This window comes from Streptomyces sp. XY006 (assembly GCF_002237655.1).
GTDB classification, from domain to species: domain Bacteria; phylum Actinomycetota; class Actinomycetes; order Streptomycetales; family Streptomycetaceae; genus Streptomyces; species Streptomyces levis.
In genome coordinates, this window is the sequence record NZ_NOKT01000036.1 from 1 (window position 1) to 22,347 (window position 22,347).

Consider the following 22,347-nt stretch of genomic DNA (forward strand, 5'->3'; position numbering starts at 1 on the left):
GCGTTCTTCATGTTCCTCTACCTGGAGGTCCTGGACGCGTCCTTCTCCTTCGACGGTGTGATCGGCGCCTTCGCCATCACCAACGACATCGTCCTGATGGCCCTCGGCCTGGGCATCGGCGCCATGTACGTCCGGTCGCTCACGGTCTACCTGGTCCGCCAGGGCACCCTGGACGACTACGTCTACCTGGAGCACGGCGCGCACTACGCCATCGGCGCGCTCGCCATGATCCTGCTGGTCACCATCCAGTACGAGATCAACGAGATCATCACCGGCCTCATCGGAGTTGTCCTGATCGGCGCCTCCTTCTGGTCCTCCGTCCGCCGCAACCGCGCCCTCGCGGCGGCCGAGGGACAGTCCGGCTCGGACGACAAGACTGAGGTCTCGTCCGGGGTGTGACAGCCCTCCGGGTGAGGAACGCTCTCGACGGGGCGGCCACCGAGGCGACTCCTCGGCGGCCGCCCCGTCGGTCGTCAAGGGCCGCGGGCAGGGCGACGACCCGCGGTCTCCAAGTGAACGTGGGGGCGGAATGGGCCTGTTCGACGGACTCCGGCGCGGCACTGTGCAGTTCGACTCGGGTGGTGCGTCGACCAACGCGATCGAGCTGACCAAGCGGCGCGCGCAGATATCACTCACCAAGCAGGACGCGGCCACCGGCCATCTGCGGGTCAACCTCAGCTGGCGGATGCGCACCTCCGACATCGGCGGCTCCCAGCGCGAGAGCCTGCTGCGGCATCCCTTGCGGGCCCTCAAGCCACCGGAGGTCGTAGGACACAGCCAGAGCATGGTCAACGTCGACCTCGACCTGGGCTGCCTCTACGAGCTCCAGGACGGCACCAAGGGCGTCGTGCAGCCGCTCGGCGGGTACTTCGGCGACGTCAACGCCCCGCCGTACGTCAAGCTCAGCGGCGATGACCGGTTCGGCTCGGGGTCCGGCGAGACGATGTACATCAACCTGGACCACCGCGACAGCATCAAGCGGCTCCTGGTCTTCGTCTACATCTACGACCAGACGCCCGCCTTCGACCGCGCCCAGGCCATCGTCACGCTCTACCCGAGCAACGGCCCCCGCATCGAGATCCACCTGGACGAACGTCAGCCGCAGGCCCGCTCCTGCGCGGTCGTCATGATCGAGAAGGTCAAGAACGAGATCGTCGTCCGCCGCGAGGCCAAGTTCGTCTACGGCTTCCAGGCGGAACTGGACCGGCTCTACGGGTGGGGGCTGCAGTGGGGGCGGGGCTACAAGACGAAGGTCGACCGCTGAGCCCGCGGCATCTCCGCGGGCCCGGTGGTCTCGGCGGCCTTGGCGGTCCGGGGGTTTGCGGCGGCCTGGGCGGTCCGGGGGGCCTCGGCGGTGTCGCCGGACTCAGCGGCCGATGAACTGCGGGCCCTGCGGGGGCAGCCGGAAGTCCGGGTCGGGGGCCGCGGTGACCGGCTGCGGGTAGCCGTAGCCGGACTGCCCGCCCGCAGCGGCCGGTGCCTGTGGGTAGCCGTAGGCGGGACGGCTCGTGGGCTGCGGATAGCCGTAGGCCGGCTGGGTCGCCGGGGGCTGCTGGGGCGGGTAGCCGTACCCGGACTGCGCGGGCACCGCGGTCGGCTGCTCCGGCGGCAGCGGCCGGGACGTCTCTCCGGAGGACTGCGCGGCGGCCTGCTGCCGGGGCCCGGGGGCCGTGGGCTGGGCGGAACCGGCCGTCGTGGGAGGCGCGGGCACGGTCGTGGTCGGCTCCTGGGCCGCCTCCGACTCGTCCACGGAGATGCCGAAGTCGGTCGCCAGGCCCTTCAGCCCGTTCGAGTAGCCCTCGCCCAGCGCCCGGAACTTCCAGCCCTCGCCGCGCCGGTACAGCTCGCCGCAGATCAGCGCGGTCTCCTCGCCCGTCTCCGGCTTGACGTCGAAGTACGCCAGCGCCTCCGTGCCGGCGTCGGCCGCGTCGTACAGCAGGATGCGCAGCTCCCGTACGCGGTCGAACGTCACGCCGTCCGCCGAGGCGACCAGCAGAATCCGGCTGACTTCCGGCTCGACACCGGTGAGCTCTGTCTGGATCGTGTCGGTCAGGCCCTCGGCGACCCGCTTCTTGCCGAGCCGCCACACCTTCCCGGAGGGGTGCCGGGGCTGGTTGTAGAAGACGAAGTCCTCGTCGGAGCGCACACGACCGTCGGGGCCGAGGAGCAGCGCGGAGGCGTCGACGTCCGGAACCCCCTGCCCGGGTGTCCAGCGCAGCACGGCGCGCACCGTGGTGGCCTCCAGCGGGACGTTCGACCCCTTCAGCATCGCGTGCGTCATGCGGTCATCCTGCCTTCTCGGTCCTGCTCACGACAACGCGGGGTGCCGGGTGCCACGAGCGGCGCGGACGGCCGCCGGGGACTACCGTCGTCATGGCCGGGTACTGGCTGTGATTGCCCGCGTTACCTGAAATTCATGCCTGACGGGAACCTCCGACATGGACTTCTACGTACTATTACCGGCCACCTTTCATCGATTCACAGGCCGCACCACCACCACGGGGGAGTTCCATGCGTCATTTCGGGCACATCGCCCCTGAGGTGCGGAAGCGTCTCTTCCACCGGGAGCCGTGCGTGTTCACGCCCGACTCCCCGGCCCGGCTGCTCTCCGCGGCCTTGGGCGCCACGCTCTACAGCCCGGCCACCCGGCCCCGCCTCGCCGACGACGTCCTCAAGCAGGCCGGTCGCGGCGTGGTCTCGATGGTGCTCTGCCTGGAGGACTCCATCGACGACGCGGAAGTGGGCCCCGGCGAGGAGAATCTCGTCCGGCAGCTCACGGCCCTGGCCGGCCTGCCGGACGCGGATCTGCCGCTGCTGTTCATCCGCGTCCGCGCCCCCGAGCAGATACCCGACCTCGTACGGCGCCTCGGCCCCGCCGTCCGGCTGCTGTCCGGGTTCGTCCTGCCGAAGTTCACCGCCGAACGCGGCATCCCGTTCCTCGAGGCCCTGTCGACCGCCGAGGCCGAAAGCGGCCGTCGCCTTTTCGCCATGCCGGTCCTCGAATCCCCCGAGCTGCTCTACCGCGAGTCGCGGGTCGAGACCCTGGAGGGCATCTTCCGCGCGGTCGACAAGTACCGCGACCGCGTCCTCGCCCTGCGCCTCGGCGTGACGGACTTCTGCTCCTCCTACGGGCTGCGCCGGGGCCCCGACATGACCGCCTACGACGTGCAGGTCGTCGCCTCCGTGATCGCCGACGTGGTGAACATGCTGGGCCGCGCCGACGGCACGGGCTTCACGGTGACGGGGCCGGTGTGGGAGTACTTCCGGGTCCAGGAGCGCATGTTCAAGCCGCTGCTGCGGCAGAGCCCCTTCCTGGAGGTGCAGGCCGCCGAGCTGCGCGAGAAGCTGATCGAGCACGCCATGGACGGGCTGCTGCGCGAGATCTCCCTGGACCAGGCCAACGGCCTGCTGGGCAAGACGTGCATCCACCCCTCCCACGTCCTGCCGGTGCACGCCCTGTCGGTCGTCAGCCACGAGGAGTTCTCGGACGCCCAGGACATCCTGCGCCCCGAGCGCGGCGGCGGGGGTGTGCTGAGATCGGCGTACACCAACAAGATGAACGAGGTGAAGCCGCACCGCGCCTGGGCGGAGCGGACGCTTCTGCGCGCCGAGGTGTTCGGCGTGGCCAACGAGGACATCGGCTTCGTGGAACTGCTCGCGGCGGGTCTGCCGAGCTGACTCCTCGAACCAGGTACACCGGTGAACGCGACGCAGGGAATCCATGGAGAAGGCAGTGAACGAGGGGCCGCACCACGAGGTGCGCGACGGCGTCTGGTCGGGCAGCTGGGTCGCCGAGCGGCTCGGCGTCGAGCTGGCCGGTGACGACCGGCTGACCGACCTGCTGGGGCTGGCGCTGCGCCGCAACCCCAAGCGGGCCCACCTGCTCGTGTCGAACGTGCTGGGCAAGCACGTGCCGCAGTCGCCGTCCGTCGTCCACGGCCACGGGGTCGCGCTCGGCCGCCGCGTGCGGGACCTGCTCGGCGACGACGAGGCCCGCAAGGCCGTCGTCCTCGGCTACGCGGAGACCGCGACGGGCCTCGGCCACTCCGTCGCCGACGGCCTCGGCCTCGCCCCCTGCCTGCACTCCACCCGCCGCCCGGTCGCCGGGCTCGCCCCGGCGGGCGGCTTCGAGGAGTCCCACTCGCACGCCACCTCGCATCTGCTGCTGCCGGAGGATCCCGCGCTGCTCGCCGGTGACGGGCCGCTGGTCCTGGTCGACGACGAGTTCTCCACGGGGAACACGGTGCTGAACACCGTGCGCGATCTTCACGCGCGGTACCCGCGGCGGCGGTACGTCGTGGTGGCGCTGGTGGACATGCGGTCCGCTGCCGATGCCGGCCGGCTGGAGGACTTCGCCCGCGAGATCGGTGCGCGGGTGGATCTCGTGGCGGCGGCTTCGGGGACGGTGCGGCTGCCGGAGGGGGTGCTGGAGAAGGGGCAGGAGCTGGTGGCGCGGTACGCGTCCGAGAGTGCGGCGGAGAGTCCGTCGGCGGGTGCGGCGCCGTCGTGGTCGCTCGCGCAGTCTTCAGCGCCTCTTGAGGGCGTTGCCGACACGCCCCTTTCAGGGGCGCGGGGAAATGCGCGACCAGCCCCCAGCGGCCCGCACCCGGACGACGAGGGCACCGCCCCCTACGCCACCCGCGTCGACCTGCAGTGGCCCGCCGGTCTCCCCGACGGGGGCCGGCACGGCTTCACCCCCGCCCACCGGGAACGCCTGGAAGCCGCCCTGCCCGGCATGGCCGCCCGGATCGCCGACGCGCTGCCGCGGGGAGCTCGGCGCGTGCACGTGCTGGGCTTCGAGGAGCTGATGTACGCCCCGCTGCGGCTCGCCGAGGCTTTGGAGCGGACCACGGACGCCGAGGTGCGCTACTCCACCACCACCCGCTCGCCCGTCCTCGCCGTGGACGACCCGGGCTACGCGATACGCACCCGCCTCGCCTTCCCCGCCCACGACGACCCCGCCGACGGCCCGGGCGAGCGGTACGCCTACAACGTCGCCGGTGCCGGTTTCGACGCCGTCGTCGCCGTCGTCGACTCCGCCGCGGACACCCCGGCGCTGCACGCCCCCGACGGACTGCTGGCCCGCCTCGCGGCCCACACCCCGCGGGTCCTCCTCGCCGTCGTGCCGTCGTACGTCCCGAAGACCCCGCCCGCCCCCGAAAGGCCCTTCATGCTGCCCGAGCCCCTGCGCGGCCCCGCCTTCTCCTCGTACGCGCCCGAGGAGGTCGGCTGGCTGCTCCAGGACCTCTCGGACGTGACACTGGAGGCGCCGACCGAGGAGCGCGAGGAGGCCATCCAGAGCGGCGGCGCCCACTACGCGGAGTCGCTGCCCGTGGAGTACCAGCCGAGCGAGCAGTACCAGGCTCTCTTCCACGCCGCGCTGGAGGACTCGGCGGCCCGGATCGCGCAAGCGGTCGGCGTCGTCACCGAGACCGTCCTCGCCGAGCGGTCGCCGCGCCCGGTGCTGGTCTCCCTGGCCCGGGCCGGCACCCCCGTGGGCATCCTCATGCGCCGCTGGGCCCGGTACCGGCACGGCCTCGACCTGCCGCACTACGCCGTGTCGATCGTCCGGGGCCGCGGCATCGACGCCAACGCGCTGCGCTGGCTCGCCGAGCACCACGACCCCCGGGACGTCGTCTTCGTCGACGGCTGGACCGGCAAGGGCGCCATCACCCGCGAACTCGCCCAGGCGCTCACGGAGTTCGAGAAGTCCGACGGCATCACCGGCTTCGACCCGGAGATCGCCGTCCTGGCCGACCCCGGCTCCTGCGTACGGACCTACGGCACCCGCGAGGACTTCCTCATCCCCTCCGCCTGCCTCAACTCCACGGTCTCCGGCCTGATCTCACGGACCGTGCTGCGCGCGGACCTGGTCGGCCCGCACGACTTCCACGGCGCGAAGTTCTACCGCGAACTCGCCGCGACCGACGTCTCGGTGACCTTCCTGGACGCCGTCTCCGCCCGGTTCCCGGAGGTCGCGGACGCCGCCTGCGCCCAGGCCGGGGAACTGCTCGCCGCCGACCGCTCGCCCACCTGGGAGGGCTGGGCCGCGGTCGAACGCATCAGTGAGGAGTACGGCATCCACGACGTCAACCTCGTCAAGCCCGGCGTGGGCGAGACCACCCGCGTGATGCTGCGCCGCGTGCCGTGGAAGGTCCTGGCGCGCGCCGGGGCGGGCAGCGACCTGGACCACGTCCGCCTGCTCGCCGAGCAACGGGGCGTGCCCGTCGAGGAGGTGGCCGACCTGCCCTACACCTGCGTCGGCCTGATCCACCCCCAGTACACCCGGGGCGCGACCGGCGCCGACGGCAAGGCGGTGACGGTCTGATGCCGGTGATCGTCGCGAGCGACCTCGACCGCACCCTGATCTACTCCGCCGCGGCCCTGGCGCTGACCATGCCGGACGCGCGGGCGCCCCGGCTGCTGTGCGTGGAGGTGCACGAGAGCAGGCCGCTGTCGTACATGACCGAGACGGCGGCGCGGCTCCTGGCCGAACTGGGCGACGAGGCCGTGTTCGTGCCGACGACGACCCGGACGCGCAAGCAGTACCAGCGCATCAACCTGCCCGGCCCGGCGCCCACATACGCGATCTGCGCCAACGGCGGGCACCTCCTGGTCGACGGCGTCTCCGACCCCGACTGGCACGCGCAGGTGACCGCGCGGCTGGCCGACCAGTGCGCGCCCCTGGCCGAGGTGCAGGAACACCTGCTCAGGGCGGCCGACCCGGTGTGGGTGCGCAAGCACCGCGTCGCCGACGACCTCTTCGCCTACCTCGTCGTGGAGCGTGAACTGCTGCACGAGGACTGGGTGAAGGAGCTCGCGGTGTGGGCGGAGAACCGCGGCTGGACCGTGTCCCTGCAGGGCCGCAAGATCTACGCGGTGCCCAAGCCGCTCACCAAGAGCGCGGCGATGCGGGAGGTCGCGCGGCGCACCGGCGCGGGTCTCACGCTGGCCGCGGGGGACTCGCTGCTCGACACCGACCTGCTCCTCGCGGCGGACCAGGGCTGGCGGCCCGGCCACGGGGAGCTGGCCGACACGGGCTTCACGGCTCCCTCGATCAGGGTGCTGCCCGACCGGGGGGTTCTCGCCGGGGAGCGGATCCTGCGGGAGATGCTGGGGGCAGTGCGGGACGCCTGAGCGTCCGGGTGGGGTGGTCGTCGTGCGGGTGCGGCGCCGTCGTGGCTGATCGCGCAGTTCCCCGCGCCCCTTCGGGGCGCGTCCCCTTGGGGCGCCGTCGCAGCCGTATCGCGATGAACACCGCCACCGCCAGGGCCGCGACGGCCAGGACCACCTTGGAGTAGGTGGAGACGATGTCGGACACGGTGTGCCAGTTCGCGCCGAGGAAGTAGCCCGCGAGGACGAACACTGTGTTCCAGATCGCGCTGCCCAGGGTCGTCAGGGCCAGGAACACCGGCAGGCGCATGCGCTCGACACCCGCCGGCACGGAGATCAGGCTGCGGAAGATCGGGATCATCCGGCCGAAGAACACGGCCTTGGTGCCGTGCTTGAGGAACCACGCCTCGGTCTTCTCGATGTCCGAGACCTTGACCAGCGGCAGGCGGCGGGCGACGGCCACCGTCCGGTCACGGCCGAGCAGCGCCCCCACCCCGTACAGCGCGAGCGCGCCGAGCACGGAGCCCGCCGTCGTCCACAGCAGGACGGCGAGCAGGCTCATCCGTCCGCTGCTCGCGGCGAACCCGGCCATGGGCAGGATCACCTCGCTGGGCAGCGGCGGGAACAGGTTCTCCAGGGCGATGGCGAGACCGGCACCCGGCGCGCCCAGCGCGTCCATGAGGTCGTTGACCCACTGCGGTCCGGCGTCCGCGGCGATGGCTGTCATGCCCCCACGCTAGGAAACCGGACCTGAAGGGATCCTGAGGAAAAGGACCTGAGGGCCCGGGGACGGCGTCAGCCGCAGCAGCCGCCACCGCAGCAGCCGCCTCCGCCGCCACCGCCCGCGCGGGGCGCCGGGGCGGGAGCGGAGGCCGAGCCGGCCACGGCGACCGTCGACAGGAGCTTCACCGTGTCGTCGTGCCCCGAGGGGCAGGCCGCGGGGTCGGAGGACTGGGCCATGGGGCGGCTGAGTTCGAACGTGTCGCCGCAGGTACGGCAGCGGTACTCGTAGCGAGGCATGGGCACAGGTTAACCGGCGCGGTCAGTGGGCCGCCGTGCCCCGTTCCTCGCGGATCAGGGCGACCACGTGCGCCACGGACCGGCGGACCGCTTCCGTCTCCATGAGGAAGTGCCAGTAGTCGGGGTGGCGGCCCTCCAGGGTCGCGACGGCGCGTTCCAGGCGGGCCACCGCGTCGTCCAGGGGGCGGGCGTGGCGCGGGTCGGGGGTGTTGCGGCCGGCCATGGCCAGGCGCTGGGCGTCGCGGATGGCGAAGCGGGTGCGTTCGATCTCCTGCTGGGGGTCCTTCTGCACGGCGTTCAGCCGGTGCAGGCGGTCGCCGGCGGCCGAGACGGCCTCGTCGGTGGTGTTCAGCAGGGCCCGCACGGTCGACAGCAGGGCGGTCGCGTCGGCCCAGCGCTGTTCGTCGCGGGCGGTGCGGGCCTCGGCGAGTTTCGTCTCCGCCTGGCGGACGTTCTCGGCGGCCGTGTCGGGAACGCTCTGCAGGTCCTGCCAGCAGGCGGCGGTGAAGCGGCGGCGCAGCTCGCTGAGGATCGGGTCGACCTGTTCGGAGCGGGTGGTCAGGGCCTGGGCGCGGGTGCGCAGGGAGACGAGCCGGTGGTCGATCTCGGCGGCGCGCTCGGGCAGCCGCTCGGCCTCGACCCGGACCGCCTCCGCCTCGCGGGTGACGCGCTCGGCCCGCTCCAGGGTCTGCGGTACGCCGTGCTGACCGGCGCCCTGGTTCAGCTTCGTGAGCTCGGGGGAGAGGGCGGCCAGCCGGGCGGCGAGGTCGTCCGCCTTCAGGCCCGTGGCGCGGACCGAGTCGAGGGCGTTGGAGGCGGCGAGCAGGGCCTGGCGGGCGCGTTCCACCGCGGGGGCGAGGCGGGCCAGCTGCGTCTCGGCCTTGCCGAGCAGCGGGCCGAGGCCGTCGGCGAACCGGTCCAGCTCCTGCTTGACGCGGCCGAGCTCCTCCTTGGCCGCCGTCAGCTCGCTGCGGGCGCGGGAGGCGGCGGAGGCCTCCAGGTCGTCGCGGTCGAGGTCGTGGGCGTCGACGGCGTCGATGTACCGGTGGCTGGCCTCGTCGATGCGCCGCCCGAGGGCGTCGAAGTCGCCGACGGCGCGCCGGGCGGCCGGGGAGTCGTCGACGGCGGTGATCGTCTCGATGGAGATGCGCAGGTCGCGCTGGGCGGTGTCGAGCTCGTAGAAGGCCGCCGCGGCGGCGTCCTTCGCGGCCTGCGCCTCGGCCCGCTGGTTGTCGGCCCGGCCGCCGAACCAGCGGCGGGTGCCGCCGCCCGCGAAGGCGGCGGGCAGGGCCAGCGCGGCCAGCAGGGGCAGGGTTACGAGCGTGAGCGTGTCGCGGAGCGGGCCCGGTCCCCGGGTGAGGCGGCGGCGCGGACGGCGTGCGCGCGGCACCGACGGCGAGTACGGCTGCGCTGGTGTCGCCGTCACATCCCTCTCCCGTGCTGTGGTCCACCCTGCCCGGTGTCATTCTCCCACCGGTTAAGGACGAACACACGGGCCGGTTAGTTCGCCGTTCGGACCGTCACTTTGCCGTCACCGGTGCGGGCGGACACCACGTGGGCGCTGTTCTCGTCGCGGGGCACGGTCACGTCGACGCCGCCGTCCCCGGTCTCGGTGCTCACGCGGTAGCCGGCCCGGGGCAGGGCGATGGTCACGGAGCCGTCCCCGCTGCGGGAGTCCACGCGGTCGGGTACGGCGCCGAGTTCGAGGTGGACGGAGCCGTCGCCGGTGTGGGTGCGCACGTCGCGGGAGGAGACGTCCGCCCGGATGGAACCGTCGCCGGTGCGCATCCGCAGCGGGCCGGTGGTGCCGGAGACGCGGATCGATCCGTCGCCGGTGCGCAGCTCGACGGGGCCGGTGGTGTCGGTGACGCGGACGGAGCCGTCGCCCGTGCGGATGTTCAGCGGATCGCGGAAGCCCCGGGCGCGGACGCTGCCGTCGCCGTCCCGGACGTTCACGGTGATGCCGCGGGGCACCTCGATGCGGTGCCTGGCGGAGCAGTCGGCGACGAAGCCCGAGCACTTCAGCCGCAGGACCAGCCGGTCGTCCTTCATGGTCCAGGTGACGCCGGGGTCCTCGCCGAGGACGACCGAGCCCTGGAACCACCGGGTGACCTCGATCTTCCCGCGCGCATGGCCGTCGGCGGCGACGATCTCCAGGGCGGAGTCGTCGGAGTCGACGGTGAGGGTGCGGCCCTGGAGGCCGAAGGACCGGCGCTCGGGCTCCTTGTCGTCCCCGGCGGAGGCACCGCAGGCGCCGAGCCCGGCGACGAGCCCCACGACGGCACCGGCGACGGCGGCCGTGCGGACGAGGGCGGGGCGGGACGTGCGGGTGCTGCGGGTGGCGGTGCCGGCGGTGGTGCCGGCAGTGGTGCCGGCGGTGCGTGCGGTGCGGGCCATGACGATTTCCCCCTGGCGGACGACGGGCGCTCTCGGGCGCTCTACGACCGTACGAACGCGGGGCCCGCCGGGGGATCCGGGCGGCTCCCGGATCCGGGGTGGGGATAACCCCCGGCACCACCGGCGATACGGGTTTGCGGGACCGCGCCCCGGGCAATGTAGGCTGTCGACTCGTCCTGGGCGCGTGACCCGGGAGCCGGGTGCGTAGCTCAGGGGTAGAGCGCCTGCCTTACAAGCAGGATGTCGGCGGTTCGAAACCGTCCGCGCCCACCTAGTCAAGCAGCAGGTCAGAGGCCCCCCGGAGCTTTTCCGCGGGGCCTCTTCTGCTGCCGGAATCCACATAGAGTCCACAACCCCAAACGATCATGTTTCTTTGCCACTCATTTGGGGGAGCCTCTCGACCCCGTGCCCGATTGGACACCGAATTGCTGCTCATCGCGGACGCCCAGCGGGTGCCCCTCGCTGAACTGGTTCGCTGACAGGAGCCAGCGTCACCAGTGGATGGCCTGCCCCTCCGGCGTGACGGTGACGGTGAACCTCTCCAGCATCGGGGCGCCGGCCGCGCACCAGCGGCGGAACGCCTCCTCCACGGCGTCCCACAGCGGCTCCGGGCCGCCCTGCCGGACGAGCCACCGGCCGCCGTCCTGGTACACCGCGGCCCACGAGCCGGTCTCGACGTCGACCAGGACGTCCTCGGTGCGCCCGTCCCTCCCCAGCGTCAGCCGCTGGGCGCCCGGCACGGCGAGCTGCACGACGAACCGGGACGCCCAGTTGTCCAGCACCTCCGTGCCGACGGTCGTCTCGCCCTCCTTGCCGTCCTCCAGGTCGGGGAGCAGGCCGAGCGGCGGCGGCAGGTGCGGGCGGGCGAGCATGAAGTTCACTCCGCCGCCGAGCAGCGGACCGGATGCTGTGCCGTCGCGGCGCACCGTCAGCCGCGCGAGCTCGGAGGAGCCGAGCCATCCGCTGATGGTCGCCAGGATCAGGCCGCCTGGCCGGGTCTGCTCGATCCACCCGGCCGGCACGGTGCGCACGGCGCACGTGGCGATCACCCGGTCGTAGGGGGCGTCCTCGCTGTGGCCGAGGAGCCCGTCGCCGGTGATGAGCGTGGGGTAGAGGCCGACGTGGCCGAGCGCGGCTCGGGCCAGGGTGGCTACGTCCTGGTCGTACTCGATGGAGGTGACGTGGTCCTCGCCGAGCCGTGCACAGAGCAGGGCGGTCGAGTAGCCGGTGCCGGTCCCGATCTCCAGGACCTGGTGGCCGTCCTCGACCTGGAGGTCCTCCAGCATGCGCAGGACGAGGGAGGGCAGTGTGCTGGAGCTGGTCGGCTCCCGGCTGATCCGGCCGCGGATGTCCGCGGGCACGATCGTGCCGGCGATCTGTGTCACCAGCGACTCGTCGGTGTAGCAGCCCTCCAGCCAGCCCGGCTCTCCTGGCCGGACGGGTTGCCACGCGGTGAAGTCCGAGCCGTGCGCGCGCCGGAAGAAGCCGCCGCGCAGGAACTCGTGCCGGGGGACGGCCGCGGCTGCCCGCTTCCACGGCTCGGTGCGCAGGCTGCCGGTGGACGTCAGCCTGTCCAGGAGCAGCCGGTGGAGCTGTGCTTCTTCGGTCACGGTGTCCTCTCCAGAAGGTCGGCCAGGGCCGCGGTCATGGGCAGGCCGGTCTCGGTCTCCAGCCAGTGCCACTGGCCGGAGGGATTGCACTCCAGGAACCACCATCGGCCGTCCTCGCCGACGGCGAAGTCGAAAGCGCCGAAGACGAGCCCGAAGCCGCGCATGTAGCGGTGAAGTGCCGGGCGGATGCCGGGCGGTGCCTCGACGACCGTGTAGGTCAGGCGGCTGTAATCGGTGCGCCAGTCGAGGAGGTCGGAGTCGATGCGGATGCAGAACACGTCACCACCGATGACGGTCGCCCGCACGTCGGCGACCTTGGGGACGCGCTCCTGGAAGAGGTGCGCGGTGCCCGCGACGTCATCGGTGATGTCCGCCTCGGCGACCTCGGCGACCTTCACCACGGACGAGACGCCGCCGACCAGATACACCGGGTTCCACAGCGGCTCGTAGATGACCGAGCCGTGCCGCTTGATGAACAGCCGGGCGGCGTCGGGGCTTGAGGTGATGAGGGTGGGCGGCAGCAGGAACCCGGCCTTCGCCGCTGCGGCCAGCCCGGCCGGCTTGAACTCCGCATCGCCGATGCGGTGCGGGTGGTTCACGTACAGGCAGTCGGGCAGGGAGGCCAGGACTCCGCCGAGCCCGTACCGGGCCTGGGTGACGGCGAACTGGGCGTCCTGCTCGTCGAGGTGCGGGAAGGCGAAACCGGACGGGCGCCGGTAGTACAGGGCCCGCACGTTCGCGAGGTCCGCGGTGCGGGAGGGCGTGAGGAGACGGCCGCGGAGGCCGTGCTCGGTGATCTCTGCCTCCAGCGACAGTGATGCGGGGAAGTCCCCCGAGTCGAGCCGCACGACCGGGACGTCCCGGCCGTGCAGCTCGTTGATCACCACGTCGGCGGTGGGGTCGTGCAGGCTGGTGACGACCAACACCGGACGCGGACCGCTCACTGGTCGGTGTCGTTCCCGGTGTCGGTGTCCCCGCCGCCCTGCCCGTCAGGGCTGGTGCCCGTCGACGGGTTGGTGCCCGAGCTGGTGCCGTGCTTGCCCATCTGCACCACCTGGCCGGCAGCGTCGTAGAACACCGCGGTCTGTGTGGCCGGGTCCAGGGCGACGCGGGCGTAGGCGGGGGCCACGGTGGGGTAGGGCGCCATGCGGCCGAGACCCCACGGGCGGGCGGTGACGAGGCCCTGCGGGAGGGCCAGGCTGGTGGGCAGACGGTCGGAGTGGACGAACATGCTGCTCCTCGTGTCGTCTTGAAGGGTGTGGGACCCGCCCCGGCGCTCGACCTGTCCAGGGTTGGGGACCGGGGCGGGAGTCCAATGGCGAGCTCAGGTGCGCCGAGCCTGGCGGTGCTCCTCGCTCAGCTGGTGTGCCGCGGTGCACGGGAGCCGGAGGTTCTTCCCCTGCTGGTCCACGGCCGTGCACGTTGGGCAGGTGACGCAGTGGTCTGATAGGCGCACGTACGCGTCGCACCACGAGGCCTCGACGACCGGCGATGCGGAAAGCGTCACGGTGCCCCCTGGGAAGCGAGGCTCCGCAGGCCCATCCGGTCGGGGCACGCCTCAGTGCGCAGGCACGCGTCGCAGTGCGACACGTGCAGCTTGTAGGTGTCGGACGCCTTTTCCCGGACGCACTTCCCGCAGCCGCGGGGGAAGATCTGCCCCCCGCGGGGGCTGGGACGGGAGCCCAGATCGCGTGCCGTGTACGGGATGAGACCGGCACCGCACCACACGCAGATCGTGCCCTCGGTCTGCCGCTGCGACAGCGAGGACACGTTCGGCAGCGGCAGCAGTGCGAGAGCGCCGACGTCCGGGCTGGTCGTCTCGCTGCGCATGGGTGGGGCCTCCACGATCGCGGTGATCCGTCTCACACAAACGACCGTAGGTAGGCGCCGTCGATCTCACCCGAGCTGACAGTTCGGGTGAGCCACTGGCTCGGCGCGCTTACACGAGCCCGATGCGCACCGCCAGCTGCTCCGCCTGCCGGGCATGCATCGCCCGAGCCCGGCGGATCACCGTCAACACCAGCTGTCGTGCGAGTGGAGTCCGCGCGAGGTCCTCCGGCGCGATCGACTCCAGTCCGAGGAGGGCGAGCAGGGCTGCCGCATCATCCCGGCGCTGGCTATGACAGGCTGCGATTTCCAAGCCGAAGGTGAACTCCCGCTCCAGCGACGGCAGCCCACTGGTGTCGATGGCGTCCGCTGTGTGCAGGGCCTCGCCCGTCTCGCCGGCCTCCATCTCGATCGACAGGGCGTGCAGCGCTACGTTGGTCGGCCCGAACACCGTCCAACCGACGTTGCTGTCGTCGGGCACCACACGGGCCGCCGTCGCCGCATGATCCCTGAGCCGGTCGCGCGCCTCCCACCACCGGCGCCGACGAGCCGACCCCACTACCGCGACGAGCTGCAGAGCGCCGGCCATCGCCGTTCGGTCCACCTCCGGGATGCGGGCGCCGGCCACCTGCTCGGCCGCGCGCAGCGCCAGTTCCTCCGCTTCACCAGGCTGGCCGGCAGCGAGCAGGACGTGCCCCAGGTTCCACTGCGCCGCAGCGATGCGCAGGGGGTCGTCTGCGTCTTCGGCTGCGCGCATCGCCCGGTCGGCGGCGAGCGTGGCGAGGTCGACGCGGCCCGTGCGGCGCAGGTAGGAGCGGAGCAGGCAGTACAGGTCCGCGGCGGCTCGCAGGACGGCACGCCGCTCGACAGGGTCCGATCCGACGCGCGCGGCGCGTGCGGCGTGCTCAACATCGGCGACCAGCCGTGGCAGGGTCTCCGCCGCCCTCGTGAATCGCTCGGCGTCGGTCTGCCAGCTCCGCCAGGCTGCCTCGACCCGGTCCCTCAGCTCGGCGGCCGTTACGGGCTCGGTGCTTCGGGGCGGCCCGTAGCCGAGTAACGCGCGCCCTACGCCGGCCTCGGCGGTGTCTGCCGTCTCTTCCTCGGCGGGCGGCGTCTCGGAGAGTAGCGCTGCCGTGGGCACGCCCAGTTCTTGGGCGAGGGCGAACAGAATCTGCAGCGACGGGACCTTAAGGCCCCGTTCGATCTGCGACAGGTAGTCCGGCGAAATTCCGACCAGCCCGGCGACTGCGTCTTGGCGGCGTCCTCCGCGGTAGTGCCTGATGCGATCCCCGATCGGGAGGTCTGCTGCAACCATGCACCTGCTCCTCGCTCCTCGTTCCGAGCGTAGGGTGCCCGCTGCGTGGGGACCGGGACTTTGGGAAGAGGGGAGGCGCTGGTGCCGGAACTGGTGCTGTGGGACATCGACCACACGTTGATGGCGACGCGCGGACTTGGCGGCGAACTGTGGGGTGAGGCGTTCGAGCAGGTAACAGGGGTGGCGCTGCGAGAGCAGGCGTCGGTGACTGGGTCGACGGAGCGGGTGATCCTTCGGGAGACGGCGCGCCTGCACGGCCTCCCTTACAGTGAAGACCTCTTCGTGCGGTTCGCTGACGCCCTCGGCGCGGTTCACGTCCGCCGGGCAGCCGAGATGCGTGACCGGGGCCACGCCCTGCCTGGTGCAGCCGCTGTCCTGGCCGCTCTCGCGGAGCGGAGTGTCCGCCAGTCCGTCGTGACTGGCAACATCCGCCAGGCCGCCGAGGTCAAGCTCGCCGTGTTCGGCCTGGACGCGTACCTGCGACTCGACGAGGGCGCCTACGGGGAGGACGGCGAGGGGCGTCCTGAGCTACTGCACGCCGCTCTGAAACGGGCGGGTGTGTCCGCTCAGGGCGCGGTGTTCGTGGGCGACACTCCTGCGGATGTCGCTGGCGGGCGTGAGGCGGGTGTTCGGGTGGTGGCGGTGGCGACGGGTCGTACCGCGGCGAGTGAGCTTCGAGCGGCAGGCGCCCACTTCGTGCTGGACGAGTTGTCGGACACAGGCCAGGCGCTCGCCGCGATCGAGGCATGACGAAAGGGCCACCCCCTCCCGCCCGAAGGCGAGAGAGGGCACAGGCTCAGGGGTACTGGCGGCGGGTCGGGTCCAGTCCGGCTGCGAGAGGGGCAGGCGGCCCGGGATCCGGGTCTCCCTCGGCTGGCTCGCAGCTCCGGCCCGTGAGGCGGGAGATCTGGTTGCGGCCCTTGCCCTCCGCGTGCAGTTCGCGAATGCGCTGCAGCTCGGCCTCCGTTACCGGGTTGGTGTTCTGGTTCGCCATCTTCACCTCCGCAGGCTCCATATCGGGCGATACGCTCTTGGCCTCATCGCGGCGGGGGCGCGATGCCGCAGAGCCACAGCGCCCCGCCGCCTGACGTGGAGGGGTGCCACATGGTGGACGTCAACGTGCGGCCGGACATCGACGCCGCAGCAGCGAAGCTCAACAGCGCCTTCGGGTCCAAGCGGGAGATTCAGCGGCTGCCCGAGGTGCTGTGGGAGGGCGAGACGGTCGAGATGCTCGCCACCGGCGTCTACGGCAAGGGCAACGGCCTGGTGGCCATGACCAGTCAGCGGCTGATCTTCCTCAAGCACGGCATCATGTCGCAGCAGGTGGAGGACTTCCCGTACAGCCGGATCAGCTCCGTACAGTGGTCGGGCGGCATGCTGATGGGCACGCTCATCGTGTTCGCGTCGAACAACAAGGCCGAGATCAAGCAGGTTCCGAAGGACCAGGGGAAGATCCTGGCGGATGCGCTGCGCGCCCGCCTGGCCGGCAGCGTCCCGGGTGCTCCGGCTCCGGCTGTGGCTCCCGCTGCCCCTGCTCCGGCAGGTGGGGACATCGCGTCTCGTCTGGCCACGCTGGACCAGCTGCGGGCGGCGGGTGCGATCACGGATGAGGAGTACCGGGACCGCCGGACGAAGATCCTGGACAGTCTGTAGGTCGTTGGCTCACGACGGACCCCTCAGCCAGGGGTGTTGGCTGAGGGCTCCGTGTGGTCTGTGAATGTTTGTGGGCATGCCAGATCTGCGGCCCATGTTGAGGCGTGATCACCGAGATTGCAACTACTTCCGTAGTGGCTGCGTTGACGGTGGGCATGTGAAGGCCCGGCCGTACGGTGCGGACGGCCGGGCCAGATCAGGGGTGGGTCAGCAGGACTCGTCGAGCTTGACGGAGTAGATGGCGACACGGAGGGCGTCGGTGGCGCCGGGCGCCGGGTCCTGGCGGCAGACCTTCCAGTTGCTGTTGTCGAGGATCCATCGGCCCTCGGGGGACGCGTCCTCCTCGTTGACCATGAAGCCCTCGCTGCGCAGCAGGCTCTGTGCCTCGCCGTGGTTCATGCCGACGACGTCGGGGACCTCGCTGGTCTCCGGCTCGGCGTCGTCGGAGCTGGCCTCGGTGGTGGGCGCGTCCGTGTCGGGCTCGGTGGTGCTGGTGTCCTGCTTCGTCTGGCCGCTGGTTTCCTCGGCGGCGGTGGTGTCCGGCTTGCTGGAGCCGGTGTCCTCGGTGCCTTCGCAGGCAGTGAGCGTGAGGAGTGCAGCGGCGCTGAGTGCGCCGATGGTGTAGCGGATGCGCATGGTTCGTCCCCCCAGGGCAGTGAGTGCTGAGGGAGCATCATGCTGCCGGTGCGGGTGCCGTGTGGCGCCTGTGTCGATTCTGTGACGAACTGGGGGTACGCGAGCTTGGCGCGCAGCCCGGTTCGGGGGGACTTGCGTCGGGCCATGGTGGCGGTCCTCTCTCTTCGGTGGGATGGGGCAGGAGCGGTCGTCCTTTCGGCCAAGCAGTCCGGCCGCCCCGGGTAGATGGGCCGGTAGACGTGCAGGTCAGGCTGCGGTAGATGGCGCGAGAGACGCCTCCCGCGGCGCGGTCGGGGAAGGGGCTTCGAGGTCCCTGCGGCGCACTCAAGGAGACCGTTGACGCGGTGATTACCGCGACAGGTTTGAGGGTCCAGGGGCTCAGCCTGATACGCCGGTAGCCATCGACCCGGCAACGGGTGCCCCCGCTCCAGCGACGCCAGCGGAGTAGCCCGCGCGCGCCGGGCCGCACGCTGTACGCATGGCCTCAGCGACCCCTGTGACGATCTATCCACCCGACGAGGACGGCGGCCGGCGGGTGCGCATCGACGGCGCGATTGTCGGCCGGGCGTTCTCCGTGCGGAACGTGGCCCGATTCATGCAGGAGGCCGGGTTGCAGGAGTTCGACGAGATGGACGTGGTCCGGACCAGGCTGATCGAGTGGCGGGGCGGCGCGCCCGAGGATTGGGAGCCACCCCGCCGGTGAACGTCAGCCGTCAGTCTTGATGGCGAAGAACATGAGCGGGACCCCGGCCATCAGCGCAGCAACGAAGCTTCCGGCGCCCGCGACGGTCGCGTGGTAGAGCGACAGATCGCCGACAACGCCTCCGAAGATCCCCGCGCAGAGGGCGATGTTGATGCACGCCGACATGAGCAACGTGATGAGGATCGCCCTTGAAGCAGTCGGCCGGGCGGGGCGGTTCTGTGTACTGTCCAAAGCAGGTCTCGTTTCTCTGGATTCGTGACTGGAGGGGCCCGTCGGTGCGCTGTAGGAGGTGACGCCGACGGGCTCTTGCGTTGGGTGAATCCTGGGGTAGGCACATGCCGGAATGCCAACACGATCAGGGCTTCCGTGAGCTATCTCTCACCGCACTTAAGCGGGACATTTGGCGCGAAAATGATGCTGTGTCAGTTACCGCAACGGATGAGCCCTCGAAGGCCGTTCAGGCTCAGGCAGCCACGACACCACCGTCCGTCCAGATCTGCCCGCAACCAGGGCAGTGCGCGACCGGCGCCCGCCCCTCGCCACCGTGCACGTCGATGGCCCCGCCGCACACACCGCTGCTCCAACGTCCGCTTCTACGAGGCGATGCCGAGGGCCCGCTCGATCCGCTCGGCGGCGCCGGCCGCGACGGTGACGATGCGCTGCTCCTCCTGCCCGGTGATCCGCCGGTACGGCCCGGGCGCTCGCTCGATCCTGGCCAGCAGCCACAGCACGGAACGCGAGGCGGTCCGGCGGCCCGTGTGCCTCCAACGCTTCGGGTCGCGCTGGGCCGCGGCCGCGATGTCGTCGGCGCACTGGACGAGGGCGGCCTCGACGGCGCGCATGGTGTCGAGGATGTGGAGGCGGACCGGGACGGGCCGGTCGCCGAGCTGGATCTGGTCGGGTTCGAAACCGTCCGCGCCCACGGACACCGACCAGTCGGAGGCCCCCGGGGAATCCCCGGGGGCCTCTTCCTTCACCGCGTCCCGTCCTGTTCCGTCACTGTGTGCCGTCCGGGTCCCCGGGTGGGGGCTCGTGGGCGTGTTTCAGCTCCGAGCGGGCTGCCACCCGGTCGGGGCCGGTGAGTTCGGACCAGTAGCGGTGCGTGCTCACGAACACCGCGAGTTCGTGCTCCCGCCGCCGGAGTTTCTCCACCTCGGCCTGTTCGTCGGCGGTCCAGCCGGGGGAGGCGGGACGTTCCACCTTGCGCCAGCCGTTGTCGTCGCTGAAGCCGTCCAGCGGCTCCACCGACCAGGGAAGTCGCTTCAGAAGGGCCGACAGCTCGGCCCGGACCTGATGGAGTTCCTCCTGACCGGCGAGGAGGTCACTCGGAAAGTCATAGGTCGTAGCCACGGCCCAATGATACGCCTGTTCGAATTAGCGGAGCGAGTTCCTTCCTGTGGTTCATGCGAACGGGTGTACCAGCCGCAGCTCGCCCACGACCCGGTCCGTCACCGGGGCCGCGATCCCGTGCCGTGCGGCCGCGCGGAGCAACGCACCGCCGATGGCGTCCAGTTCCAGCGGCCGGCCCGCCTCCGCGTCGCGCTGCATCGACGACTTCGTCGCGGGCGGGAACGCCTCGTAGCGGGCGAGGGCCCGGGCCGGGTCCGACGGGCCGCCGCACGCCCGGCTGATCGCCGCCGTCTCCTCCACCAGCGCCGTCAGTTCGTCGCGGTGCCGGGTGCGTACCTCCCCGAGGGGGAGGCCGTAGCGGGTGGTCAGCAGGGCGAAGGGGGCCAGGAACGACATCTTCGCCCACAGGGCCGCCGTCTCGTCGTCCTGGACGTGGGTGGCGGGACCTGCGGCGGCGAGGGCCTCGGCCAGGGCGTCGAGACGGGCGCGCGGAACGTCCGTACCGGCCAGGTCGATCTCCGCGAAGGGGCTGGTGTGCTCGACGACGCCCGGAGCGGGACGGGTCGACTCGACCCGGATGACGGCGGGGGCGACCCGGTCGGGGCGGTAACGGGCGCGCAGCGCCGCCGGGTGTTCGACACCGTTCAGGAACGGCACGATCAGGGCGTCGCCCGCAGCGGCGGCGGGCACGCGCCGCAGGGCCGCGTCGAGGGCGGTGTGCTTGACGGTCACCAGGCAGGCGTCGACCGGTTCGCGCAGCTCGGTACCGGCCTCGACGCGGGCCGTGAAGTCGCCGAACAGGGCGCTGCGGACCCGGATGCCGTCGGTGCGCAGGGTCTGCGCCGTCTCCTCGCCGGACAGGCAGATCACGCGGTGGCCGGCGCGGGAGAGCAGGGCGGCGAGCAGGCCGCCCACGCCACCCGGGCCGAGGACGGCCACGGTCGGTTCGTTCGTGGAGTGCGCCACGGGGGTTCCTCTCGTCGGTCGGCCCCGGGATGGTGGCCGCCTCGACGTGATCATGGCAGGAAACGCTGTCGCGGGAGGGGCGGAAGGGCGAGACTGGGGGCATGTGCCGGAGTATCAAGACGCTTCGTCCGCCCGTGCTGCCCGAAGAGGCCACGGAGGCGGACATCCGCGCTGCCGCGTTGCAGTACGTGCGGAAGGTTTCGGGCTTCCGAGCGCCCGCCGCTCACAACCAGGAGGTGTTCGACCGCGCCGTGGAGGCCGTCGCGCAGGCCACGGCCGAGCTGCTCGACGGCCTGGAGGTCCGGGGCGCCGGGGCGGGCCGCCGGGCGGGCTGAGACCTGCCGCCGGGCAGGCCGGGACCCGCTGCCGGGCCGGACGGGAGCCGCCCGGCCGTTCCGCCGGCCTCGCGGGCCCGCATCCCTCATGCCGGTTCCGGCTGTGGCTCCGCTCGGGGGGCCGGGACGGTGGCGCCCTCCCACAGCCGGATGAGGCGCTGGTAGCCGTAGACCACCGAGGCCATCATCAGCAGCACGAGCGGTCCGGCGAGCCACGGGTACCGGGCCATCTCCAGGGGCGCGAAGCGGTACGCCGTCAGGAGCGCGGCGAAGACCACGGTGCCGTAGCCGACGAGCAGCACCCCCGCCCGGTCCCAGCCGTGGTCGAACGTGCGCAGCCCGGCCTCGATGGTGTACGCGAACACCACACCGGCGACGAGGTCCACGCCGTAGTGCCAGCCGAAGCCGAGCGTCGCGGCGAGGGTGGCGACCAGCCAGAACGCGCCCGCGAGGCGCAGCGCGCGCGGGCCCTTGCGGGAGTGGATGAAGATCGCGGTGGCCCACGCCGTGTGCAGGCTGGGCATGCAGTTGCGCGGGGTGATCTCGTCGAAGGGCAGGGGGTGGGGCGTGGCGACCGGCGGCAGTGTGTGCGGCCACAGGTCGGCCGCCGCCCAGCCCCCGCCCTCGGGGCCGTAGGCGAACATCGGCCCGACCACGGGATAGATCATGTAGATCGCCGGCCCGACGAGGCCGATCACCAGGAACGTGCGCACCAGGTGGTGGCGCGGGAAGCGCCGCTCGGCCGCCACATGGCGCAGCTGGTACAGCGCGACGACGACCGCGGCCACCGCGAGCTGCGCGTAGACGTAGTCGAGGGCGTGCTCACCGACCGGGCCACTGGCCTCAAGGAGCCGGCCCGCCGGCCACGACGGGTTGCCCAGGGCGTGATCGGCCATGGCGAGGTACGGGTCGAGGGTGACCGGCAGGGTCTTCGAGGTGATCAGCAGCCAGGTGTCGCCGGTCTTGCGGCCGGTGACCAGCAGCAGGCCGAGCCCCACGCCCTTCAGCAGCAGGAGGCGTTCCGCCCCGGTGCGGCGGGTGAGGGCGATGACGGCGAGGGCCAGGACGACCCACAGGGCGCCGTTGCCGAAGGGGTGGCCGTCCGTCAGGTCGGTGCCGATCGCCCAGCGGACCGTCAGGAAGACGAGGTCGATGCCGAGCGCCGCGCCCAGGGCGATCAGCCGTTGCCGCCAGGTGAGCACCACCATCGTCAGCGCCATGGCGGCGTACAGCAGGAAGCCCGACTTGGGGGCGTGGATCACTTCGCGGGCCTGCTGGGTGATCGGCCCGGGTATCCCCAGGTGGTGCGCGACGATCTGGAGCGCGAGGAGGAAGCCCAGGGTGATCACGCCCGCCGTGGCCCACAGCACCGCGCGCCGGCGCTGTGGCGCGGCGAGCGCCCCCCGTTCCGTGGGTGTGCTC

26 protein-coding genes and 1 tRNA gene are annotated in these 22,347 nt (G+C 71.9%); 10 read left to right on the top strand and 17 right to left on the bottom strand.

Features of this window, described 5'->3' with window-relative positions:
* Together CHR28_RS32100 and CHR28_RS32105 are read left to right on the top strand one after the other, a co-directional pair.
* A partial coding sequence (locus CHR28_RS32100) for a DUF475 domain-containing protein (protein WP_143655932.1) occupies window positions 1–399 on the top strand: 399 nt, incomplete at its 5' end.
* 130 nt (window positions 400–529) lie between these two features.
* On the top strand, window positions 530–1,264 hold the full coding sequence (locus tag CHR28_RS32105) for a TerD family protein (protein ID WP_094057239.1): 735 nt from the start codon (window positions 530–532) through the stop codon (window positions 1,262–1,264).
* Window positions 1,265–1,366: 102 nt separating this feature from the next.
* Here the strand turns inward: CHR28_RS32105 and CHR28_RS32110 are convergent, their stop codons facing one another.
* Complete coding sequence (locus tag CHR28_RS32110; protein ID WP_094057240.1) at window positions 1,367–2,281, bottom strand: TerD family protein; 915 nt, start codon at window positions 2,279–2,281, stop codon at window positions 1,367–1,369.
* A 230-nt stretch (window positions 2,282–2,511) separates the two neighbouring features.
* Between CHR28_RS32110 and CHR28_RS32115 the strand changes: the two genes are divergently transcribed.
* From CHR28_RS32115 to CHR28_RS32125, 3 genes are read left to right on the top strand one after another with little or no spacing between them, the layout of a single operon-like run.
* A complete protein-coding gene (locus CHR28_RS32115) occupies window positions 2,512–3,678 on the top strand; it encodes an HpcH/HpaI aldolase/citrate lyase family protein (RefSeq protein WP_094057241.1) in 1,167 nt (388 codons plus the stop codon).
* A gap of 43 nt (window positions 3,679–3,721) precedes the next feature.
* Complete coding sequence (locus CHR28_RS32120) at window positions 3,722–6,328, top strand: phosphoribosyltransferase (protein ID WP_094057242.1); 2,607 nt, start codon at window positions 3,722–3,724, stop codon at window positions 6,326–6,328.
* On the top strand, window positions 6,328–7,137 hold the full coding sequence (locus CHR28_RS32125) for an HAD family hydrolase (RefSeq protein WP_094057243.1): 810 nt from the start codon (window positions 6,328–6,330) through the stop codon (window positions 7,135–7,137). The genes CHR28_RS32120 and CHR28_RS32125 overlap by 1 nt, the downstream gene beginning before the upstream one ends.
* Here CHR28_RS32125 and CHR28_RS32130 read toward each other — a convergent pair.
* From CHR28_RS32130 to CHR28_RS32145, 4 genes are all read right to left on the bottom strand, one after another.
* Window positions 7,058–7,840 carry a DedA family protein gene (locus CHR28_RS32130; protein ID WP_094057244.1) on the bottom strand — a complete coding sequence of 261 codons (783 nt, stop codon included), beginning with the start codon at window positions 7,838–7,840 and terminating at the stop codon, window positions 7,058–7,060. The two genes, CHR28_RS32125 and CHR28_RS32130, sit on opposite strands and share 80 nt — an antisense overlap.
* Window positions 7,841–7,908: 68 nt before the next feature.
* Complete coding sequence (locus tag CHR28_RS32135; protein ID WP_094057245.1) at window positions 7,909–8,133, bottom strand: FmdB family zinc ribbon protein; 225 nt, start codon at window positions 8,131–8,133, stop codon at window positions 7,909–7,911.
* Between the two features lie 22 nt (window positions 8,134–8,155).
* The gene (locus CHR28_RS32140) at window positions 8,156–9,559 is read right to left on the bottom strand and encodes a hypothetical protein (protein WP_094057246.1); all 1,404 of its coding nucleotides are present in this window, start codon (window positions 9,557–9,559) and stop codon (window positions 8,156–8,158) included.
* A gap of 74 nt (window positions 9,560–9,633) precedes the next feature.
* Window positions 9,634–10,530 (bottom strand): DUF4097 family beta strand repeat-containing protein, encoded by an 897-nt coding sequence (locus CHR28_RS32145; protein WP_107473150.1) that lies wholly within the window; start codon window positions 10,528–10,530, stop codon window positions 9,634–9,636.
* Between the two features lie 198 nt (window positions 10,531–10,728).
* Between CHR28_RS32145 and CHR28_RS32150 the strand changes: the two genes are divergently transcribed.
* Window positions 10,729–10,800, top strand: a tRNA-Val gene (locus tag CHR28_RS32150).
* 221 nt (window positions 10,801–11,021) lie between these two features.
* Here the strand turns inward: CHR28_RS32150 and tgmC are convergent.
* The 5 genes from tgmC to CHR28_RS32175 all read right to left on the bottom strand — a co-directional run bounded on the left by tgmC (window position 11,022) and on the right by CHR28_RS32175 (window position 15,282).
* A complete protein-coding gene (tgmC, locus tag CHR28_RS32155) occupies window positions 11,022–12,140 on the bottom strand; it encodes an ATP-grasp peptide maturase system methyltransferase (protein ID WP_256984526.1) in 1,119 nt (372 codons plus the stop codon).
* Window positions 12,137–13,084, bottom strand: coding sequence for an ATP-grasp ribosomal peptide maturase (tgmB, locus tag CHR28_RS32160; RefSeq protein ID WP_094057248.1), 948 nt, complete (start codon window positions 13,082–13,084; stop codon window positions 12,137–12,139). Before tgmB ends, tgmC begins: the two co-directional genes overlap by 4 nt.
* The gene (tgmA, locus tag CHR28_RS32165; protein WP_094057249.1) at window positions 13,081–13,371 is read right to left on the bottom strand and encodes a putative ATP-grasp-modified RiPP; all 291 of its coding nucleotides are present in this window, start codon (window positions 13,369–13,371) and stop codon (window positions 13,081–13,083) included. The genes tgmB and tgmA overlap by 4 nt, the downstream gene beginning before the upstream one ends.
* 272 nt (window positions 13,372–13,643) lie before the next feature.
* Window positions 13,644–14,006 carry a hypothetical protein gene (locus CHR28_RS32170; protein ID WP_143655934.1) on the bottom strand — a complete coding sequence of 121 codons (363 nt, stop codon included), beginning with the start codon at window positions 14,004–14,006 and terminating at the stop codon, window positions 13,644–13,646.
* A gap of 73 nt (window positions 14,007–14,079) precedes the next feature.
* Complete coding sequence (locus CHR28_RS32175) at window positions 14,080–15,282, bottom strand: helix-turn-helix domain-containing protein (protein ID WP_094057251.1); 1,203 nt, start codon at window positions 15,280–15,282, stop codon at window positions 14,080–14,082.
* 81 nt (window positions 15,283–15,363) lie between these two features.
* Between CHR28_RS32175 and CHR28_RS32180 the strand changes: the two genes are divergently transcribed.
* Window positions 15,364–16,032 (top strand): HAD family hydrolase, encoded by a 669-nt coding sequence (locus tag CHR28_RS32180; protein ID WP_094057252.1) that lies wholly within the window; start codon window positions 15,364–15,366, stop codon window positions 16,030–16,032.
* A 46-nt stretch (window positions 16,033–16,078) separates the two neighbouring features.
* Here CHR28_RS32180 and CHR28_RS32185 read toward each other — a convergent pair whose 3' ends face one another.
* Window positions 16,079–16,276: a hypothetical protein gene (locus CHR28_RS32185; RefSeq protein WP_143655936.1), complete on the bottom strand. Its 198-nt coding sequence runs from the start codon at window positions 16,274–16,276 to the stop codon at window positions 16,079–16,081.
* 110 nt (window positions 16,277–16,386) lie between these two features.
* On the opposite strand from CHR28_RS32185, the gene CHR28_RS32190 reads away from it, so the two are divergent.
* Window positions 16,387–16,935, top strand: coding sequence for a PH domain-containing protein (locus CHR28_RS32190; RefSeq protein ID WP_218829482.1), 549 nt, complete (start codon window positions 16,387–16,389; stop codon window positions 16,933–16,935).
* A gap of 207 nt (window positions 16,936–17,142) precedes the next feature.
* Here the strand turns inward: CHR28_RS32190 and CHR28_RS32195 are convergent, their stop codons facing one another.
* Window positions 17,143–17,571: a PASTA domain-containing protein gene (locus CHR28_RS32195; protein ID WP_094057254.1), complete on the bottom strand. Its 429-nt coding sequence runs from the start codon at window positions 17,569–17,571 to the stop codon at window positions 17,143–17,145.
* Window positions 17,572–18,049: 478 nt separating this feature from the next.
* Between CHR28_RS32195 and CHR28_RS32200 the strand changes: the two genes are divergently transcribed.
* Window positions 18,050–18,274 (top strand): hypothetical protein, encoded by a 225-nt coding sequence (locus CHR28_RS32200; RefSeq protein ID WP_094057255.1) that lies wholly within the window; start codon window positions 18,050–18,052, stop codon window positions 18,272–18,274.
* A 3-nt stretch (window positions 18,275–18,277) separates the two neighbouring features.
* Here CHR28_RS32200 and CHR28_RS32205 read toward each other — a convergent pair whose 3' ends face one another.
* The 4 genes from CHR28_RS32205 to CHR28_RS32220 all read right to left on the bottom strand — a co-directional run bounded on the left by CHR28_RS32205 (window position 18,278) and on the right by CHR28_RS32220 (window position 20,590).
* Window positions 18,278–18,505 carry a hypothetical protein gene (locus CHR28_RS32205; protein WP_094057256.1) on the bottom strand — a complete coding sequence of 76 codons (228 nt, stop codon included), beginning with the start codon at window positions 18,503–18,505 and terminating at the stop codon, window positions 18,278–18,280.
* Between the two features lie 362 nt (window positions 18,506–18,867).
* Complete coding sequence (locus CHR28_RS32210; protein WP_094057257.1) at window positions 18,868–19,251, bottom strand: hypothetical protein; 384 nt, start codon at window positions 19,249–19,251, stop codon at window positions 18,868–18,870.
* A 19-nt stretch (window positions 19,252–19,270) separates the two neighbouring features.
* Window positions 19,271–19,624 (bottom strand): hypothetical protein, encoded by a 354-nt coding sequence (locus tag CHR28_RS32215; RefSeq protein WP_094057258.1) that lies wholly within the window; start codon window positions 19,622–19,624, stop codon window positions 19,271–19,273.
* A 51-nt stretch (window positions 19,625–19,675) separates the two neighbouring features.
* Window positions 19,676–20,590 (bottom strand): ketopantoate reductase family protein, encoded by a 915-nt coding sequence (locus CHR28_RS32220; protein ID WP_256984528.1) that lies wholly within the window; start codon window positions 20,588–20,590, stop codon window positions 19,676–19,678.
* A gap of 101 nt (window positions 20,591–20,691) precedes the next feature.
* On the opposite strand from CHR28_RS32220, the gene CHR28_RS32225 reads away from it, so the two are divergent.
* Entirely contained in the window at window positions 20,692–20,925 is a 234-nt protein-coding gene (locus tag CHR28_RS32225; protein ID WP_094057260.1) for a DUF2277 domain-containing protein, read from the top strand.
* A gap of 86 nt (window positions 20,926–21,011) precedes the next feature.
* Here CHR28_RS32225 and CHR28_RS32230 read toward each other — a convergent pair whose 3' ends face one another.
* Entirely contained in the window at window positions 21,012–22,295 is a 1,284-nt protein-coding gene (locus CHR28_RS32230) for a phosphatase PAP2 family protein (RefSeq protein WP_094057261.1), read from the bottom strand.
* Window positions 22,296–22,347 lie beyond the last annotated feature (52 nt).

Excerpts from the sequence above, each read along its gene's own strand:
- CHR28_RS32105 (WP_094057239.1), top strand. The coding sequence starts at position 530 with ATGGGCCTGTTCGACGGACTCCGGCGCGGCACTGTGCAGTTCGACTCG.
- CHR28_RS32110 (WP_094057240.1), bottom strand. The coding sequence starts at position 2,281 with ATGACGCACGCGATGCTGAAGGGGTCGAACGTCCCGCTGGAGGCCACC.
- CHR28_RS32115 (WP_094057241.1), top strand. The coding sequence starts at position 2,512 with ATGCGTCATTTCGGGCACATCGCCCCTGAGGTGCGGAAGCGTCTCTTC.
- CHR28_RS32120 (WP_094057242.1), top strand. The coding sequence starts at position 3,722 with ATGGAGAAGGCAGTGAACGAGGGGCCGCACCACGAGGTGCGCGACGGC.
- CHR28_RS32125 (WP_094057243.1), top strand. The coding sequence starts at position 6,328 with ATGCCGGTGATCGTCGCGAGCGACCTCGACCGCACCCTGATCTACTCC.
- CHR28_RS32130 (WP_094057244.1), bottom strand. The coding sequence starts at position 7,840 with ATGACAGCCATCGCCGCGGACGCCGGACCGCAGTGGGTCAACGACCTC.
- CHR28_RS32135 (WP_094057245.1), bottom strand. The coding sequence starts at position 8,133 with ATGCCTCGCTACGAGTACCGCTGCCGTACCTGCGGCGACACGTTCGAA.
- CHR28_RS32145 (WP_107473150.1), bottom strand. The coding sequence starts at position 10,530 with ATGGCCCGCACCGCACGCACCGCCGGCACCACTGCCGGCACCACCGCC.
- tgmA (WP_094057249.1), bottom strand. The coding sequence starts at position 13,371 with ATGTTCGTCCACTCCGACCGTCTGCCCACCAGCCTGGCCCTCCCGCAG.
- CHR28_RS32175 (WP_094057251.1), bottom strand. The coding sequence starts at position 15,282 with ATGGTTGCAGCAGACCTCCCGATCGGGGATCGCATCAGGCACTACCGC.
- CHR28_RS32185 (WP_143655936.1), bottom strand. The coding sequence starts at position 16,276 with ATGGCGAACCAGAACACCAACCCGGTAACGGAGGCCGAGCTGCAGCGC.
- CHR28_RS32190 (WP_218829482.1), top strand. The coding sequence starts at position 16,387 with ATGGTGGACGTCAACGTGCGGCCGGACATCGACGCCGCAGCAGCGAAG.
- CHR28_RS32195 (WP_094057254.1), bottom strand. The coding sequence starts at position 17,571 with ATGCGCATCCGCTACACCATCGGCGCACTCAGCGCCGCTGCACTCCTC.
- CHR28_RS32200 (WP_094057255.1), top strand. The coding sequence starts at position 18,050 with ATGGCCTCAGCGACCCCTGTGACGATCTATCCACCCGACGAGGACGGC.
- CHR28_RS32225 (WP_094057260.1), top strand. The coding sequence starts at position 20,692 with ATGTGCCGGAGTATCAAGACGCTTCGTCCGCCCGTGCTGCCCGAAGAG.